Here is a 16,318-nt window from a genome sequence, read left to right as displayed (position 1 = left end):
ACTGGACTTGCCGCAACTGCGCGAGAATTTCTTTACAACATGAAAACCAAACCTGTCTATAAATTTACAAAAAAATTGTTTCACGAAAACCAGTTGTTGCGTAATTTTCTAAGCACCCCGCATACTTGAAAAGCACACTTGTGCTCAGGGGAGGCGCAAGAGGAGGCCCTTCCCGCGATTTTCATAATGGGAGGAATCCATGTCCAAATCGAACCTGACGCGTCGGGGTCTGATCAAGACCAGCGCCATCGCCGGTGCCGGCGTCGCGCTGCCGACGATCTTCACCGCATCCAGCGCCGCAGCCTTCACCAACGAGCCGACCGGCGGCTCCGTGACGCTCGGCTTCAACGTGCCCCAGACCGGTCCCTATGCCGATGAGGGCGCGGACGAGCTGCGCGCCTACGAGCTTGCGGTCGAGCACCTCAACGGGGGCGGCGACGGCGGCATGATGAACACCTTCAGCTCCAAGGCGCTGCAAGGCAACGGCATCATGGGCAAGAAGGTCGAGTATGTGACCGGCGACACCCAGACCAAATCCGACGCCGCGCGCGCATCGGCCAAGTCGATGATCGAAAAAGACGGTGCGATCATGATCACCGGCGGCTCGTCTTCGGGCGTGGCCGTGGCCGTGCAGGGCCTCTGCCAAGAGGCTGGCGTGATCTTCATGGCGGGTCTGACGCATTCCAACGACACCACCGGCAAGGACAAGAAGGCCAACGGCTTCCGCCACTTCTTCAACGCCTACATGTCGGGTGCCGCTCTGGCTCCGGTGCTCCAGAGCCTCTATGGCTCGGACCGCAAGGCCTACCACCTGACCGCCGACTACACCTGGGGCTGGACGCAGGAAGAGTCGATCGTCGCCTCGACCGAGTCGCTGGGCTGGGAAACCGTCAACACGGTCAAGACCCCGCTCGCCGCGACCGACTTCTCGTCCTACATCGCGCCGGTTCTGAACTCGGGTGCCGATGTTCTGGTCCTGAACCACTACGGCGGAAACATGGTCAACTCGCTGACCAACGCGGTCCAGTTCGGCCTGCGCGACAAGCAGGTGAACGGCAAGAACTTCGAAATCGTCGTGCCGCTCTACTCGCGCCTGATGGCACGTGGTGCGGGCGAGAACGTGAAGGGCATTCACGGCTCGACAAACTGGCACTGGTCGCTGACCGATGACGCCTCCAAGGCATTTGTCAAATCCTTCGGTGAGAAATACGGCTTCCCGCCCAGCCAGGCAGCGCATACCTGCTATTGCCAGACGCTGCTCTATGCGGATGCCGTCACCCGTGCCGGAAGCTTCAACCCCTGCGCCGTGGCAGAAGCCCTCGAAGGCTTCGAGTTCGACGGTCTGGGCAACGGCAAGACGCTCTATCGCGCCGAAGACCACCAGTGCTTCAAGGACGTGCTCGTTGTGCGCGGGAAAGAGAACCCGACCAGCGAATTCGACCTTCTCGAAGTGGTCGAGGTCACACCCGCCGCACAGGTCACCTACCCGCCCGATCACCCGATGTTCGCCGGCGGCGAGCTTGGGGCCTGCAACCCGGGCGCCTGATCTGACGTGACTGACCGGTCGCGCGCACGCCGCGCGCGGCCGACTCCCCTGGCGGTTCGCTTTCGCACAAGACCACCATCGCCTCTAACCCATGGGTGGGAACAATGGACGCAATCATTCTTCAAATTCTCAACGGGCTCGACAAGGGCTCGGCCTATGCGCTCATCGCGCTTGGCCTGACGCTGATTTTCGGCACGCTCGGGGTCGTCAATTTCGCCCATGGCGCACTGTTCATGATCGGCGCGTTCTGCGCCGTCACGTTGCAGCGCATCTTCAATATCAGCTACGAAACCATAGACGAGTCCAGGACCGATTTTCTCGGCAACCCGATGACCGTCAAGACGCCGTATATCGAGCATTGGTTCGGACCGGAAATGGGCGGTGCGATCATCGACTGGTCGGTGCCGCTTGCAATCCTGTTCTCGATCCCGATCATGATCAGCATCGGCTTCATAATGGAACGCGGGCTGATCAAGCATTTCTACAAGCGTCCGCATGCCGATCAGATCCTCGTGACCTTTGGCCTGGCCATCGTGTTGCAGGAGATCATCAAATACTTCTACGGGGCCAACCCGATCCCCACCGGCGCGCCCGAAGTCTTCCGCGGTTCGTTCGATTTCGGGGTCATGCTCGGCTTTGATCCTAACGCGATCATCTATCCCTACTGGCGTCTGGTCTACTTCGCCTTTGCTGCCGTGATCATCGGTGGCGTCTTTGCCTTCCTGCAGTTCACCACCTTTGGGATGGTGGTCCGCGCCGGCATGGCCGACCGCGAGACGGTGCAGCTTCTGGGCATCAATATCGACAAGCGCTTCACCATCATGTTCGGCATCGCCGCCGCCGTGGCCGGGCTCGCCGGGGTGATGTACGCGCCGATCAACTCTCCGAATTATCACATGGGCATGGACTTCCTGGTGCTGAGTTTCGTGGTCGTCGTGGTCGGCGGCATGGGCTCTCTGCCGGGTGCGGTGCTTGCGGGCTTCCTTCTGGGTGTGCTCGAAAGCTTTGCCTCGATGAACGAAATCAAGTCGATCCTCCCCGGTATCGACCAGATCATCATCTACCTCGTGGCCATCATCATTCTGCTGACCCGTCCGCGGGGCCTGATGGGCCGCAAGGGCGTGATGGAGGACTAAGACAATGCTCGGACTGAACAAAAGAGACTTTTCACTACTGCTCATCGTCGCCATTCTGGCGCTCTGCGCACCCTTCCTCCTCAACCCGTTCCCGGCCGACAGCGCCATGGCGCAGTTCAACGCGGGCTATCCAGACCTGATGCAGCGCTTCGTGATCTTCGGGATATTCGCCATCGGCTTCAACATTCTCTTCGGCCTGACCGGCTATCTCAGCTTCGGTCACGCCGCCTTCCTCGGGGTGGGCAGCTATTCGGCGGTATGGATGTTCAAGCTGCTCAGCATGAATGTCATCCCCGCGATCCTGCTCAGCGTGGTCGTGGCGGGGCTCTTTTCGCTGCTGATCGGTTTCATCTCTCTGCGCCGATCGGGCATCTACTTCTCGATCCTCACGCTCGCCTTTGCGCAGATGAGCTTCAACCTCGCCTATTCGGTCCTGACCCCGATCACCAACGGCGAGACCGGCCTGCAACTGACCCTTGACGATCCCCGCATCCTCGGTGTGAGCCGCACCGAGGACGGCTCCATCCCGGTGACCAATTTCTTCGGGCTGGAAATGCGCGACACCTACGAAATGATCGTCGGTCCGTGGTCGTTCCAGTTCAACAACGGCTACTATCTCTGCGCGGTCCTGATGCTGCTAAGCTTCTACATCGCGATCCGCATCTTCCGGTCGCCGTTCGGCATGATGCTGCGGGCGATCAAGTCGAACAACACACGGATGACCTATACCGGCCTCAACGCGCGCCCCTATGCGCTCGCGGCCTTCGTAATCTCGGGCATGTATGCCGGGCTTGCAGGCGGGCTTCTCGCCTCGATGGACCCGCTGGCAGGCGCAGAGCGCATGCAGTGGACGGCATCAGGCGAGGTCGTTCTGATGACCATCCTCGGCGGCGCTGGCACGCTGATCGGCCCGGTTCTGGGCGCAGGCTTCATCAAGTATTTCGAGAACATCTTCTCGAAGATCAACGACAGCGTTCTGCACAGCTGGTTCAGCTTTATGCCCGACGGACTCGAGAACCTGTTGGTGACCCTCGTGCATCCCTTCGTCGGCAAGGGCTGGCACCTCACGCTCGGGCTGCTGTTCATGCTCGTCGTGATCTTCCTGCCCGGTGGCCTTGTCGAAGGTGGCCAGCGCATCGCCCGGCTCTTCCGCCGCAAGAAGCCGGATGATGCCAAGAAATCCACCCAATCCACCCCCGCCGAATAAGGAGCGCATGACATGGGCATTCTCGAAGTCAAGAACGTCAACAAGCGCTTCGGCGGATTGCAGGCCCTGGGGGACGTGAACCTCAGCGTTGCGGAAAATACCGTGCATGCGATCATCGGGCCGAACGGGGCGGGCAAATCCACCCTGCTCAACTGCCTGATCGGCAAGCTGATCCCAGACACCGGCTCGGTCATGTTCCAAGGCCAGTCGGTGCTGGGGCGCAAGCCCTACGAGATCAATCAGATGGGCATCAGCCGCGTGTTCCAGACACCGGAAATCTTCGGCGATCTCACGGTGCTGGAAAACATGATGATCCCGATCTTCGCCAAGCGCGACGGCGTGTTCCGGATGCATGCGCTCGAAAGCTCGCACAATGAGAACGAGATCATTGATCAGGCCGAGGCGATGCTTGAAGACCTCAACCTTCAAGATCAGCGCCACATGCATTCCGCCTCGATGTCACGCGGCAACAAGCGGCGTCTGGAAATCGGCATGTGCCTCGCGCAGACCCCAAAGCTACTGCTTCTGGACGAGCCGACAGCGGGCATGGCGCGCGCCGATACCAACAACACCATCGACCTTCTGAAACAGATCAAGGACGAGCGCGACATCACCATCGCGATCATCGAGCACGACATGCATGTCGTGTTCTCCCTCGCCGAGCGGATCACCGTGCTGGCGCAGGGCAGCCCGCTGGTCGAAGACACCCCCGAAAACATCAAGGGCCATCCCAAGGTGCGCGAAGCGTATCTTGGCGAAACGGCAGCCTGACAGGAGCGCGGATCATGAACGTCAAACCCGACTTTTCCAAAGGCAGGAACTACGCCGAAACCGCCCCCGCCTTCCTCTCGGTGTGGAACATGGAGAGCTATTACGGCGAGAGCTACATCGTCCAGAACATCTCGTTCAACGTCCACGAGGGCGAAATCCTCGCCCTTCTGGGCCGCAACGGTGCCGGAAAGACCACGACCCTGCGCTCGATTGCCCGGATGGACAGCCCGCAGGTCACGCATGGCGAGATCTGGCTCGACCACCAGCCGCTGCACAACATGAAAAGCCACGAAGCGGCGGCGGCGGGCATCGGCCTTGTCCCCGAGGATCGCTGCATCATCTCCGGTCTCACGGTCGAGGAAAACCTGCAGCTGGCGCAGATCGCGCCGCCCATCGGCTGGTCGCTCGACCGCCTCTACGAGCTCTTTCCCCGGCTCGCCGAGCGCCGCAAGCAAGAGGGCACGACGCTTTCGGGCGGCGAACAGCAGATGCTCGCGGTTGCCCGCGCGCTCGCACGTGACATCAAGGTCCTGTTGCTGGACGAGCCTTACGAGGGCCTCGCCCCGGTGATCGTCGACGAGATCGAGAAAACCCTGCGCATCATCAAGGAACAGGGCATCACCACCATCCTCGTCGAACAGAACGCCGTGCGCGCACTGGAGCTGGCCGACCGCGCCGTGATCCTTGACACCGGCGGGATCGTGTTTGACGGTACGGCAGCGGAAGTGCTCGATAACGAGGAACTCCGCTCCGAATATCTGGCCATCTGAGGCCGGAACGCCCGCCCTTGGCTGTTTCTCCCTGTAACAAACGGGGCGGGCTCGAATTTCTATCGACCGCAGACAGCAAGGGTTTGTTCAAATGTCCGACACCACCTATCCCCCCTCCGCAGAGTTCGCGTCGAACGCCCATGTGGACGCCGCGAAATACAAGGAAATGTATGCCGCCTCGATCAATGATCCGGTGGCGTTCTGGGGCGAGCATGGCAAACGGATCGACTGGATCAAGCCCTACACCCGCGTCAAGGACGTGAATTACGACTTCGGCAACGTCTCGATCAAATGGTTCGAGGACGGCACGCTCAACGTCGCCGCCAACTGCATCGACCGCCATCTCGAGGCGCGCGGCGACAGCACCGCCATCATCTGGGAGCCGGACAACCCCGAGGATGCGGCGCAGCACATCACCTACCGCGAGCTGTATGAGAACACCTGCCGCATGGCCAATGTCCTCAAGGATATGGGCGTGGGTCGCGGCGACCGCGTGGTGCTCTACCTGCCGATGATCCCCGAGGCGGCCTATGCGATGCTCGCCTGCGCCCGGATCGGCGCGATCCATTCCATCGTGTTCGCGGGCTTCTCGCCCGACGCGCTCTCGGCGCGGATCAACGGCTGTCAGGCCAAGGTCGTGATCACAGCCGACGAGGCCCCGCGCGGCGGGCGCAAGACGGCGCTCAAATCCAACACCGACGCGGCCCTGCTGCATTGCTCGGACAAGGTGAAATGCCTCGTCGTCAAGCATACCGGCGGCCAGACCACGTGGATCGAGGGGCGCGACCACGACTATAACGCACTGGCCAGCGAGGCCGCCACCGATTGCCCACCCGAGGAGATGAACGCCGAAGACCCGCTTTTCATCCTCTACACCTCCGGCTCCACGGGCCAGCCCAAGGGCGTGGTGCACACCTCCGGCGGTTATCTCGTCTATGCCGCGATGACGCAGGAACTGGTCTTCGACTACCACGAGGGCGACGTATTCTGGTGTACCGCCGATGTCGGCTGGGTCACCGGCCACAGCTATATCGTCTACGGGCCGCTGGCCAACGGAGCCACCACCCTGATGTTCGAGGGCGTGCCGACCTACCCCGACGCAAGCCGCTTCTGGGAGGTCTGCGAAAAGCATAAGGTCAACCAGTTCTACACTGCCCCCACCGCGATCCGCGCGCTGATGGGCCAGGGCACCGAATATGTCAGCAAATGCGATCTGTCGTCGCTCAAGGTGCTGGGCACCGTGGGCGAGCCGATCAACCCCGAGGCGTGGAACTGGTATAACGACAATGTCGGCCAAGGCCGCTGCCCCATCGTCGACACCTGGTGGCAGACCGAGACCGGCGGTCACCTGTTGACCCCCCTGCCCGGCGCCATCCCGACAAAACCCGGCAGCGCCACGCTGCCCTTCTTCGGGATCGAGCCGGTGGTGCTGGAGCCGGAATCGGGCAAGGAAATCACAGACACCGAAGCCTCAGGCGTGCTGGCCCTCAAGGATAGCTGGCCCGGTCAGATGCGCACCGTCTGGGGCGATCATGAACGGTTCGAGGCGACCTATTTCCAGCAATACAAGGGCTATTACTTCTCCGGCGACGGCTGCAAGCGTGACGCCGATGGCTATTACTGGATCACCGGCCGTGTCGATGACGTGATCAACGTGTCGGGCCACCGGATGGGCACGGCAGAGGTCGAGAGCGCCCTCGTCGCGCATGCCAAGGTCGCCGAGGCGGCGGTGGTGGGTTATCCGCATAACATCAAGGGCCAGGGCATCTACGCCTATGTCACCCTGATGAACGACGTGGAACCGACCGAAGAGTTGCGCAAGGAACTGGAAACCTGGGTCCGCACCGAGATCGGCCCCATCGCCAAGCCCGACCTCATCCAATGGGCCCCCGGCCTGCCGAAAACCCGCTCCGGCAAGATCATGCGCCGCATCCTGCGCAAGATCGCCGAGGATGATTACGGCGCGCTCGGCGACACCTCGACCCTGGCCGACCCCGGCGTCGTGGACGAGCTGATCGAGAACCGGATGAATCGCGGCTGAGCCACATTTCTACGTCATCCTCGGGCTTGACCCGAGGATCTCCAGACTGAGAGATCGCCCGGTCAAGCCGGGCGATGACACCCTTACCCCCACCCTCTGTCATCCTCGGACTTGATCCGAGGATCTCTCACAACAACAGATCGCCCGGTCAAGCCGGGCGATGACGGGTATATGGCCCCCGCCTGCGGGGTTTTTCGTCCTTTTGTCGCTATCGGACATGAAAGTCGCAATCGGCTCCTGTAGCCGGACCACAGTGGCCACTGCGCCCACCCCCGACAGACCTGTGAAAGACCGCTTATGGCGATGTTGTCCGCGCATCCCGCCCCGGTGCCGTCCCGTGCGCTTCAGGGCATTCTCTGTGTCGAGATCGGCATGCTTCTCTTTGTCGGGCAGGATGCGATGATGAAATCGCTGCTTGCCATCTACCCGGTCTGGATGCTGATCTTCGTGCGTTCCGTGGTGACGGTGCTGGTGCTGACGCCGCTGATCCTCTGGCTCGGCGGGCCGCACCGGCTACTGACCCCGCTCTGGCCGCTGCACATGGCGCGCGCCTTTCTCTTCGCCTCGGGCTTCTCGATGTTCTACGCGGCCTTTCCGTTCATGGGGCTCGCGGAGGTCTCGACCATCTTCTTCTCGGCCCCGCTGATCACCGCGCTATTCGCGGCGCTCTTTCTAGGGGAAACCATCGGCCTGCACCGGACGGCGGCGCTGGTGGTAGGCTTTGTCGGCGTGCTCGTCGCAATGAACCCGGCGGGCGAGAATTTCTCATGGGTCGCGATCCTGCCGTTTTTCTGCGCCGTCACCTACGCGCTGTCGCAGATCATCGCGCGCCGCATCGGCGAGCGTGAAAGCACGCTCACGGTCGGGCTCTACACGCTCAGCTTTGCCGGGCTGATGATCCTGCCGATGGGCTGGGCCGTGTCGCATCTGATCCCCCTCGGCCCCGAGACGCATCACCTGCGGTGGGACATGTCGGTGGCGGGCACGGACGCGCTGCCGCAACTGGCGCTGTTGGGGCTGGTTGGCATGGCGGGCTACATGCTGCTGTCGCGCGCCTATCAGATCGCCAATGCCTCGCTGATCGCCCCGTTCGACTATACCTACCTGCCTTTCGCCGCCGTGCTGGCCTACCTGCTCTGGGATGAGCGCCTGGCGCTGAGCACGCTGGCGGGCATGACGCTGATCATCGGATCCGGGCTCTACCTTGGCTGGCGCGAGTTGCGCGCCGCACGGCGCAGCGACGACACCCCCTACACCGCCGAGGCGATCTTTGCCCCCGGCAGCCCGCTGCCCGCGCAAATCCCCGAGGACGAGGCCCTCAAGTGACCCTCGCCGTCCCCCTGCCCGAGCGCGACCTGCGCGGCTATGCGCTGGTATTCTTCGCGGGCGTGCTGTGGTCCACGGTGGGCCTCGGCATCCGCCTGATCGACGAGGCACAGGTCTGGCAGATCCTGTTCTACCGCTCGATCTCGATGAGCCTGCTGCTCTTCATCGTGATCCGCCTGCGCACCGGCAAAAACCCGATCACCCTTGCTATGCGCATGGGCTGGCCGGGCGTGATCGGCGGGCTGTCGCTGGTCGCGGCCTATACCGGCGGCATCTACTCGGTGCAGACCACCTCGGTCGCCAACGCGATGATGCTCTTCGCCTCGGCCCCGCTGATGGCTGCCATCCTCGGCCGGCTGATCCTGCGCGAGAGCGTCCGACCCGCCACATGGGTTGCCATCGCCGTGGCCAGCATCGGCATCGCGATCATGGTCTGGGACAAATCCTCGGGTGCCGCGCTCAAGGGCAATCTCGCCGCCATCGGCTCGGCCCTTGGCTTTGCCAGCTTCACCATCACGCTGCGCTGGGGCAAGGCCACCGAGATGATGCCGGCGGTGTTTCTCTCGGGTCTTTTCGCGATTGTCATCATGGGGGCGATCTGCGCGGCACTCGGGCTCGGCTTCGCACTCTCGCTCAATGATACCGGTATTTCCCTGGGCATGGGAGTGTTTCAGGTCGGCGCGGGCCTCATCTTCTACACCATCGGCTCAAAAACCGTGCCCGCCGCCGAATTGACGCTGCTGTCATTGGCCGAGGTGGTTCTGGGCCCGGTCTGGGTCTGGCTGGTGCTGGGCGAGACCGCGACGCCGAACACGCTTATCGGCGGCGCGGTGTTGCTGACGGCCATCGCGGGCAACGCGCTTTCAGGCGCACGGCGCAGACCGCCACCGCCGATGGTCTGACCGCTCGCACTCGGCAATCCCCTGCCGAGACGCATTTTTCCTCGGGAATAAATCGTCCTATCCTGCGTCATCATACATGACGCGCAACCACGGAAAGGAGCCCATCATGAAACGCGGCCTGATCCTTGCCAGCATCACCAGCCTGACCCTTGCGGGATGCATCGACACCACGGACAATCGCGAAATGACCGGCGCAGCGCTTGGCGCGGGCGCGGGCGCGGGGTTGCTCGGCGCGGCGGCGTTCGACGCCAATGCCGGATGGACCGTGCTCTCGACCCTCGCAGGCGCTGCCGCCGGCACGCTGATCGCGCGCAACACCCGCACTGACCAATGCGCCTATTCCAACGGTGATGGCACCTATCGGACGGTGCCTTGCTGATCGGGTCGGGTTCGGGGGGCGTATTCGTGCGATGCGCGGCTTATATCAACATTCGCGTCCCGGACCCATCCACACTGTCCCGGTGTAGCGGGGCAATGCAGCACTGGACCTTTGCCGCCAAATCCGCCATATCGGGTGAGGATAACGCCGGAGGGTCTGATGGGTATTCTCAACACGCTTTTGCGCGCCGTGACATGGTGGCACGGGCAGACGCTCAACACGCAGTTCTACACCTGGCGCAAGGGTGTCAAGGTGGGTGAGGACGCGCAGGGCAACACCTTTTATCGCACCCATGACGGCAAGCGTCGCTGGGTGATCTTCAACGGCGAGGCCGAGGCGAGCCGCGTTGATCCCGACTGGCACGGTTGGCTGCACCACACCTACAAGGAACCCCCGACCGAGCGCCCACTCAAGCACAAGCCGTGGGAAAAACCGCATAGCGAGAACCTGACCGGCACACCGCTGGCCTATGCGCCCGCGGGCTCGATCCGCCGTCCCGAACCGGTCGAACGGCGCGATTACGAAGCCTGGACCCCGGAATAAAGGCAGCTCTCATGTCCGAAAGCAAAACCGAAGTTCTGGTTGGCGGGATCGTCCTGGCCGTGGCCATCGGATTTCTCGTCTATGCAGGCAAGACCACCGGCATGACACGGGCGGGCGACGAATACACGCTCAATGCCAGTTTCCGCAGTGCCGACGGTGTCAGCATCGGCACCGATGTGCGCCTCGCAGGGGTCAAGGTGGGCCGGGTGGCAGATATCGTGCTCGATCCCGGCACCTACCGCGCCAAGGCAGTATTTACCGTGCAGGACAACATCGAGGTGCCCGATGACAGCGCGGTGGCGATTTCCTCCGAGGGGCTTCTGGGCGGCAACTACGTCGAGATCATGCCCGGCGGCTCGCCCTTCTATTTCGAGCCCGGCGACGAGATCGAATTCACCCAAGGGTCGGTCAGCCTGGTATCGCTCCTGATGAAATTCGTCTCGGGCGGCAGCGAGGACGGGGCAGCGCAATGATCCGCGCCTTGGCTGTCGCGATCATCCTCGCCTCCGCCAGCCACGCGCAGGAGGCGGCGGTGCAGGGCCAAGGTGCGATACTGCGCGGCCTCGACAAGGTCAACGGACAGGCCAGCGACCTCGATCTCGACAATGGCACGGCCACAGAATTCGGCAGCCTCACCGTGGAGTTGGCCGAATGCCGCTACCCGGTGGAAAATCCCGATGGCGACGCCTACGCCTTTCTCACGATTCGCGAGACCGAGCGCAATCGCGAGATCTTCTCAGGCTGGATGCTGGCCTCTTCGCCTGCGCTCAACCCTCTGGAACACGCCCGCTACGACATCTGGGTCCTGCGCTGCAAGATCTGATCAGGGTCGCTTGAAAACGGCTCTGCATGGATATGCGCGTCAAGTCCAAGCGCCTGCCGCAATAGCCCGCGATACTCCGCACGCGGAATTTCGACCGCACCAAGCCGCTCCAGATGCGGCGTGATGAACTGGGTGTCGAACAAAATAAACCCACAGCGCCACAGGTGATCGGTCAGATGCGCCAGCGCAAGTTTCGACGCGTCTGTGCAGCGCGAGAACATGCTCTCGCCAAAAAACGCCCCGCCAAGCGCCACGCCATAGACCCCGCCCATCAGCACGCCCTCCTGCCGGATTTCCAGCGAATGCGCATTCCCCATCCGGTGCAGCGCCATATAGGCGGCATGAATGGGCGCGCTGATCCAGGTATCATCGCGGTCGGCACAGCCCCGCAGCACGCCCTCGAAATCCGCGTCGAGCGTCGCCGTATAGCCACCCCGTCGCATCCGCCGCGCCAGACTGCGTGAAATGTGGAACCCGTCGAGCGGCAGCACCCCGCGCATATGCGGATCGACCCAGAACACCTCGGGGTCGTCGCGATGCTCTGCCATCGGAAAGACCCCCGCCGCGTAGGCCTGAAGCAAAAGCGGGGGGGTCAGGACATGCGACATGCTCAGGCTTGCAGGTTGGTTTCCAGCCAGTGTTCCAGCCAGTGGATGTTGTAATTGCCGGTCTGGATGTCCTCTTCCTGCAACAGCGCATGAAAGAGCGGCACGGTGGTATCGACACCGTCCACGATCAGTTCTCCCAAGGCCCGTGCCAGACGGTTCAGCGCGCTTGGCCGGTCCTTGCCGTGGACGATCAGCTTGGCGATCAGGCTGTCGTAATAGGGCGGGATCTTGTAGCCGTCATAGAGCGCGCTATCCATCCGCACGCCCAGACCACCCGGCGCGTGAAACTGCGTGATCGTGCCGGGCCGCGGTGCGAAATCGGGCAGTTTCTCGGCGGTGATGCGCACCTCGATGGCATGGCCGTTGATCAGCAGATCCTCTTGCGTGAAGGACATCGGCAGGCCTTCGGCCACGCGGATCTGCTCCTGCACCAGATCGACGCCGAATATCGCCTCGGTGACGGGATGCTCCACCTGCAACCGGGTGTTCATCTCGATAAAGAAGAACTCGCCGTTCTCATAGAGGAACTCGATAGTCCCCGCTCCGCGATAATTGATATTGGCGCAGGCATCGGCGCAGATCTTGCCGATCCGCGCACGCTCTTCCTCGGTGATGCAGGGGCCCGGCGCCTCTTCGAGAACCTTCTGGTGACGGCGCTGAAGCGAGCAGTCGCGCTCGCCCAGATGCACGGCGCGGCCCTTGCCATCGCCAAAGACCTGGATCTCGATATGGCGCGGCGTGGTCAGGTATTTCTCGATATAAACCTCGTCATTGCCAAAGGCCGCCTTGGCCTCGGACCGCGCGGTCAGAAACGCGCGCTCAAGCTCATCCGCGTTGCGCGCCACTTTCATGCCGCGCCCGCCGCCGCCTGCCGTGGCCTTGACGATCACCGGAAAACCGATCTCGGCGCAAAGCGCCTTGGCCGCAGCCACATCGGCGATACCGCCCTCCGATCCGGGCACGCAGGGCACGCCAAGCGCTTTCATAGTGTCCTTGGCGGTGATCTTGTCGCCCATGATGCGGATATGCTCGGCCGAGGGGCCGATGAAGGTCAGGTCGTGATCCTCGACGATCTGCACGAAATTGGCGTTCTCGCTGAGAAAGCCGTAACCCGGATGGATTGCCTGCGCGCCAGTCACCTCGCAGGCGGCAATGATCGCGGGGATCGACAGGTAGCTCTCGGACGAAGAGGGCGGGCCGATACAGACCGACTCATCAGCCATGCGCACATGCATCGCATCGGCATCGGCGGTGGAATGCACGGCCACCGTCGCGATCCCCATCTCGCGCGCGGCGCGGATGACGCGAAGGGCGATCTCGCCCCGGTTGGCGATCAGGATTTTCTCGAACATGCGCGGGTGCCTTATTCGATGATCATCAGCGGCGCGCCATATTCCACCGCCGCGCCATCCTCGATCAGGATACGCATGACGGTCCCGGCGCGCGGCGCGGGAATGTGGTTCATCGTCTTCATCGCCTCGATGATCAGCAGCGTGTCGCCCTCGGCCACCTGCTGACCGACGCTGACAAAGGACGGCGCGCCGGGTTCGGCCTGCATGTAGACGGTGCCCACCATCGGTGAGGTCACGGCACCGGGGTGGCTTGCGGGGTCCTCGGCGGGCTCGGACGGCGCGGACGCAGCCGGGGCCGCCGCGGCATAGGCGGGGGCCGGGGCCGCGCTCATCTGCGTGGTCACGACCTCACCGCGTCGGCTCACCCGCACGTTGAGTGTGTCGTCCTCGCCGTATTCGCGCTTGACCGACAGTTCGGTCAGATCGTTCTCGTTCAAGAGTTCCGCAAGCGCCTTGATGAAGGCCACGTCCGATTCATGGGATTTGTTCGACATAGGATTCCTCGACCACAGCAATGATGCCCGCACGCGGGCTCGTTGCGTTTGTTTTCGCCGCTTATAGGGCAAGCCAAAGCCTGAGAAAAGCGGCCATTGCCTTGCAACTTGGGGTTTGATGGGCAAATTTGCGAGGATAGCGCGCCTCAGAGTGGCATCCCCGACAGTTTCGCCACCAGTTCCGCCAGCTTGCGGGCATGGAATTTCTCCAGCAGCCGGGCGCGATACACCTCGACGGTGCGATAGCTCAGCCCCAGTTCCAACCCGATTTCCTTCGAGGTCATGCCCCGGCAGGTCAGGATCGCCACCTCCCGCTCACGCTGTGTCAATGCCACCAGCGGGCGCTCCTCGGAAAGATCGGAGAACGACCAGATGCCGCGCTGAAACGGGGCCTCGGGCGTGAGCGATTGCCCCCGCACCCGGCACCAGAACAGCGTACCATCCCGCCGCTTCATCACCCGCTCGTCCGAATAACGCCCGGTCTTGCGCATCACCGCCAGCGCGTCGGCCCCGATGCGGCGGTAATCCTCGATCGAGGGGTAATAACGCGCCAGAGGAATATCGGTGTAATCGGCAGGGGTGTCGCCGAAGATGGCGGCGAATTGCAGATTGCAGGCCCGGATGATGCGATGCTCAAGCAGGGCCAGCCCCACGGGCGCGTGATCAAAGGCGAGGTGTCCGATATCCATGCCCGACCTTATGCCGCGCCGCCCGCGCCGCGCCAAGCGCTTTGCGTAGATATACGGAATTGTGCGCCGGGCCCGCAGGTGCTTTTCTGCCCATCGGGAGGACCGGCAATGAATATCGGCATCTGGCTCGAACGCACGGCAGAGGCCATGCCCGACCGCGCCGCGCTTTTTCTCGGGCGCGAGCGGGTGATGGATTACGCGGCCTTTGATCTTGCCGCGCGCGAGGTGGCGGGCGCACTCGTGGAACAGGGCGTGACACCCGGCGACCGGGTAGCGATCCTCATGGGCAATGCGCCCGAGTATCTGCTGGCGCTCTATGGCATCTGGTATGCCGGGGCCGCTGCGGTGCCGATCAATGCCAAGCTGCACGCCGCCGAGGCCGCCTGGATCATCAAGAATGCCGCCGCGCGCCTGACCCTCGCCGACAGCACCGGCCAAGCAGCCCTCGCCGCGCAGGGCGTCACCGCGCAGCACCTCCCGCGCGGCACGCCGCTGCCACGCCCCACCGCCCGCGCGCCCGATGATCTGGCGTGGCTCTTCTACACCTCCGGCACCACCGGGCGGCCCAAGGGCGTGTGCATCACCCACCGCATGCTGATCGCCATGTCGCTGAGCTATCTTGCCGATGTGGACGAGGTGAGCGCCGGGGACGCCACGCTCTACGCCGCCCCGATGAGCCACGGTGCAGGGCTCTACGCGATGGTCCATGTTCTGCGCGGCGCGCGCCATGTCTGCCCGGCCTCGGGCGGGTTCGACGCGGGCGAGATCCTCGATCTGGCGCAGCATCACGACCGCCTGCACATGTTCGCCGCGCCGACCATGGTCAAACGCCTGACCGCCCATGCCCGCGCCACCGGCACGCCCGGCACGGGGCTGCGCAGCGTGGTCTACGCAGGCGGGCCGATGTATCTCGCTGATATCTTCGAGGCGGTCGAGACCTTCGGCCCGGTCTTTATCCAGATCTACGGGCAGGGCGAATGTCCCATGGCGATCACCGCCCTGCCGCGCCACGACGTGGCCGACCGCAGCCACCCGGACTGGCGCGCGCGGCTTGCCTCGGTGGGCCGCGCGCAATCCATGGTCGAGGTGCGGATTGCCGATGAAACAGGGGCCGATGTGCCGCCCGGTGAGGTGGGTGAAATCCTCGTGCGCGGCGACACGGTGATGCCGGGCTATTGGCAGAACGCGCAGGCCAGCGATGCCGCGCTGCGCGGCGGCTGGCTCTGGACCGGCGATCTGGGTCGGATGGACGCGCAGGGCTATGTCACGCTGCAGGACCGTTCCAAGGACATGATCATCTCCGGTGGCTCCAACATCTACCCCCGCGAGGTCGAGGAGGTGCTGCTCACCCATCCTTCGGTCTCCGAGGTGGCCGTGGTCGGCGCGCCCGATCCGGAATGGGGCGAAATAGTTGTCGCCTTCGTGGTCAGCGACGGCCCCCTGGACGAGACCGCGCTCGACACCCATTGCCGGGCCCATATCGCCCGGTTCAAACGCCCCAAACGCTATCTGGCCATCGAGAGCCTGCCCAAGAACAACTACGGCAAGGTGCTCAAGACCGATCTGCGCGCCCGCCTAGACGCCTGACCGCAATCGTTTTCGAAAACGATTGCAAGGCGTTTTCAAACGCCTTGCAAGGGCCTTCCCCACCAAACGACACTTGTTCTTGCAGGCCAAAGGCGCTAGACGCGCGCCCAAGCGGTCGCAGCCTACCCGCTTTAAAAAACAAGG

The 16,318-nt window shown here is 63.2% G+C and carries 17 protein-coding genes; 13 read left to right on the top strand and 4 right to left on the bottom strand.

The genetic code is table 11. The features are described from left to right. The first annotated feature begins 199 nt into the window (after positions 1 to 199). The 12 genes from BMX04_RS05215 to BMX04_RS05160 all read left to right on the top strand — a co-directional run bounded on the left by BMX04_RS05215 (position 200) and on the right by BMX04_RS05160 (position 11,444). Positions 200 to 1,546: a substrate-binding protein gene (locus BMX04_RS05215; protein WP_050662856.1), complete on the top strand. Its 1,347-nt coding sequence runs from the start codon at positions 200 to 202 to the stop codon at positions 1,544 to 1,546. Positions 1,547 to 1,650: 104 nt separating this feature from the next. Continuing rightward, entirely contained in the window at positions 1,651 to 2,682 is a 1,032-nt protein-coding gene (locus BMX04_RS05210) for a branched-chain amino acid ABC transporter permease (RefSeq protein ID WP_074785301.1), read from the top strand. 4 nt (positions 2,683 to 2,686) lie between these two features. Continuing rightward, the gene (locus BMX04_RS05205) at positions 2,687 to 3,889 is read left to right on the top strand and encodes a branched-chain amino acid ABC transporter permease (RefSeq protein ID WP_074785300.1); all 1,203 of its coding nucleotides are present in this window, start codon (positions 2,687 to 2,689) and stop codon (positions 3,887 to 3,889) included. A gap of 12 nt (positions 3,890 to 3,901) precedes the next feature. Next, on the top strand, positions 3,902 to 4,660 hold the full coding sequence (locus BMX04_RS05200; RefSeq protein ID WP_050662853.1) for an ABC transporter ATP-binding protein: 759 nt from the start codon (positions 3,902 to 3,904) through the stop codon (positions 4,658 to 4,660). Positions 4,661 to 4,674: 14 nt separating this feature from the next. Then, complete coding sequence (locus tag BMX04_RS05195) at positions 4,675 to 5,430, top strand: ABC transporter ATP-binding protein (protein ID WP_050662852.1); 756 nt, start codon at positions 4,675 to 4,677, stop codon at positions 5,428 to 5,430. 91 nt (positions 5,431 to 5,521) lie between these two features. Next, positions 5,522 to 7,471: an acetate--CoA ligase gene (gene acs, locus BMX04_RS05190; RefSeq protein WP_074785299.1), complete on the top strand. Its 1,950-nt coding sequence runs from the start codon at positions 5,522 to 5,524 to the stop codon at positions 7,469 to 7,471. 297 nt (positions 7,472 to 7,768) lie between these two features. Continuing rightward, the gene (locus BMX04_RS05185; protein WP_074785298.1) at positions 7,769 to 8,797 is read left to right on the top strand and encodes a DMT family transporter; all 1,029 of its coding nucleotides are present in this window, start codon (positions 7,769 to 7,771) and stop codon (positions 8,795 to 8,797) included. Next, on the top strand, positions 8,794 to 9,699 hold the full coding sequence (locus BMX04_RS05180) for a DMT family transporter (RefSeq protein WP_074785297.1): 906 nt from the start codon (positions 8,794 to 8,796) through the stop codon (positions 9,697 to 9,699). Before BMX04_RS05185 ends, BMX04_RS05180 begins: the two co-directional genes overlap by 4 nt. A gap of 106 nt (positions 9,700 to 9,805) precedes the next feature. Next, positions 9,806 to 10,078, top strand: a complete 273-nt coding sequence (locus tag BMX04_RS05175; protein ID WP_074785296.1) for a glucose-6-phosphate isomerase — start codon at positions 9,806 to 9,808, stop codon at positions 10,076 to 10,078. 159 nt (positions 10,079 to 10,237) lie between these two features. Then, complete coding sequence (locus tag BMX04_RS05170) at positions 10,238 to 10,621, top strand: NADH:ubiquinone oxidoreductase subunit NDUFA12 (RefSeq protein WP_074785295.1); 384 nt, start codon at positions 10,238 to 10,240, stop codon at positions 10,619 to 10,621. 11 nt (positions 10,622 to 10,632) lie between these two features. Further along, positions 10,633 to 11,094 carry an outer membrane lipid asymmetry maintenance protein MlaD gene (gene mlaD / locus BMX04_RS05165; protein ID WP_074785294.1) on the top strand — a complete coding sequence of 154 codons (462 nt, stop codon included), beginning with the start codon at positions 10,633 to 10,635 and terminating at the stop codon, positions 11,092 to 11,094. Next, positions 11,091 to 11,444 (top strand): DUF2155 domain-containing protein, encoded by a 354-nt coding sequence (locus tag BMX04_RS05160; protein WP_074785293.1) that lies wholly within the window; start codon positions 11,091 to 11,093, stop codon positions 11,442 to 11,444. The genes mlaD and BMX04_RS05160 overlap by 4 nt, the downstream gene beginning before the upstream one ends. On the opposite strand, the gene aat is transcribed toward BMX04_RS05160, so the two are convergent. The 4 genes from aat to BMX04_RS05140 form a co-directional block, all read right to left on the bottom strand. Continuing rightward, the gene (gene aat / locus BMX04_RS05155) at positions 11,411 to 12,052 is read right to left on the bottom strand and encodes a leucyl/phenylalanyl-tRNA--protein transferase (protein WP_074785292.1); all 642 of its coding nucleotides are present in this window, start codon (positions 12,050 to 12,052) and stop codon (positions 11,411 to 11,413) included. The genes BMX04_RS05160 and aat overlap by 34 nt on opposite strands. Positions 12,053 to 12,054: 2 nt before the next feature. After that, positions 12,055 to 13,404: an acetyl-CoA carboxylase biotin carboxylase subunit gene (gene accC, locus BMX04_RS05150; RefSeq protein WP_050662843.1), complete on the bottom strand. Its 1,350-nt coding sequence runs from the start codon at positions 13,402 to 13,404 to the stop codon at positions 12,055 to 12,057. Between the two features lie 11 nt (positions 13,405 to 13,415). After that, positions 13,416 to 13,898 (bottom strand): acetyl-CoA carboxylase biotin carboxyl carrier protein, encoded by a 483-nt coding sequence (gene accB / locus BMX04_RS05145; RefSeq protein WP_074785291.1) that lies wholly within the window; start codon positions 13,896 to 13,898, stop codon positions 13,416 to 13,418. A 146-nt stretch (positions 13,899 to 14,044) separates the two neighbouring features. After that, complete coding sequence (locus BMX04_RS05140) at positions 14,045 to 14,587, bottom strand: LuxR C-terminal-related transcriptional regulator (RefSeq protein ID WP_050662841.1); 543 nt, start codon at positions 14,585 to 14,587, stop codon at positions 14,045 to 14,047. Between the two features lie 108 nt (positions 14,588 to 14,695). Between BMX04_RS05140 and BMX04_RS05135 the strand changes: the two genes are divergently transcribed. Beyond that, the gene (locus BMX04_RS05135) at positions 14,696 to 16,174 is read left to right on the top strand and encodes an AMP-binding protein (RefSeq protein WP_074785290.1); all 1,479 of its coding nucleotides are present in this window, start codon (positions 14,696 to 14,698) and stop codon (positions 16,172 to 16,174) included. Positions 16,175 to 16,318 lie beyond the last annotated feature (144 nt).

Origin of the sequence: Roseovarius tolerans (assembly GCF_900109855.1) — a bacterium.
Taxonomy (GTDB): Bacteria; Pseudomonadota; Alphaproteobacteria; order Rhodobacterales; family Rhodobacteraceae; genus Roseovarius; species Roseovarius tolerans.
This window is presented reverse-complemented; position numbering and strand designations above follow the sequence as displayed.

What these genes read in the sequence shown, in the direction of transcription:
- accC (WP_050662843.1), bottom strand. Translation starts at nt 13,404, where the DNA reads ATGTTCGAGAAAATCCTGATCGCCAACCGGGGCGAGATCGCCCTTCGC.
- BMX04_RS05215 (WP_050662856.1), top strand. Translation starts at nt 200, where the DNA reads ATGTCCAAATCGAACCTGACGCGTCGGGGTCTGATCAAGACCAGCGCC.
- BMX04_RS05160 (WP_074785293.1), top strand. Translation starts at nt 11,091, where the DNA reads ATGATCCGCGCCTTGGCTGTCGCGATCATCCTCGCCTCCGCCAGCCAC.
- BMX04_RS05175 (WP_074785296.1), top strand. Translation starts at nt 9,806, where the DNA reads ATGAAACGCGGCCTGATCCTTGCCAGCATCACCAGCCTGACCCTTGCG.
- BMX04_RS05200 (WP_050662853.1), top strand. Translation starts at nt 3,902, where the DNA reads ATGGGCATTCTCGAAGTCAAGAACGTCAACAAGCGCTTCGGCGGATTG.
- BMX04_RS05205 (WP_074785300.1), top strand. Translation starts at nt 2,687, where the DNA reads ATGCTCGGACTGAACAAAAGAGACTTTTCACTACTGCTCATCGTCGCC.
- BMX04_RS05210 (WP_074785301.1), top strand. Translation starts at nt 1,651, where the DNA reads ATGGACGCAATCATTCTTCAAATTCTCAACGGGCTCGACAAGGGCTCG.
- BMX04_RS05170 (WP_074785295.1), top strand. Translation starts at nt 10,238, where the DNA reads ATGGGTATTCTCAACACGCTTTTGCGCGCCGTGACATGGTGGCACGGG.
- BMX04_RS05195 (WP_050662852.1), top strand. Translation starts at nt 4,675, where the DNA reads ATGAACGTCAAACCCGACTTTTCCAAAGGCAGGAACTACGCCGAAACC.
- aat (WP_074785292.1), bottom strand. Translation starts at nt 12,052, where the DNA reads ATGTCGCATGTCCTGACCCCCCCGCTTTTGCTTCAGGCCTACGCGGCG.
- BMX04_RS05185 (WP_074785298.1), top strand. Translation starts at nt 7,769, where the DNA reads ATGGCGATGTTGTCCGCGCATCCCGCCCCGGTGCCGTCCCGTGCGCTT.
- acs (WP_074785299.1), top strand. Translation starts at nt 5,522, where the DNA reads ATGTCCGACACCACCTATCCCCCCTCCGCAGAGTTCGCGTCGAACGCC.
- BMX04_RS05140 (WP_050662841.1), bottom strand. Translation starts at nt 14,587, where the DNA reads ATGGATATCGGACACCTCGCCTTTGATCACGCGCCCGTGGGGCTGGCC.
- accB (WP_074785291.1), bottom strand. Translation starts at nt 13,898, where the DNA reads ATGTCGAACAAATCCCATGAATCGGACGTGGCCTTCATCAAGGCGCTT.
- BMX04_RS05135 (WP_074785290.1), top strand. Translation starts at nt 14,696, where the DNA reads ATGAATATCGGCATCTGGCTCGAACGCACGGCAGAGGCCATGCCCGAC.
- mlaD (WP_074785294.1), top strand. Translation starts at nt 10,633, where the DNA reads ATGTCCGAAAGCAAAACCGAAGTTCTGGTTGGCGGGATCGTCCTGGCC.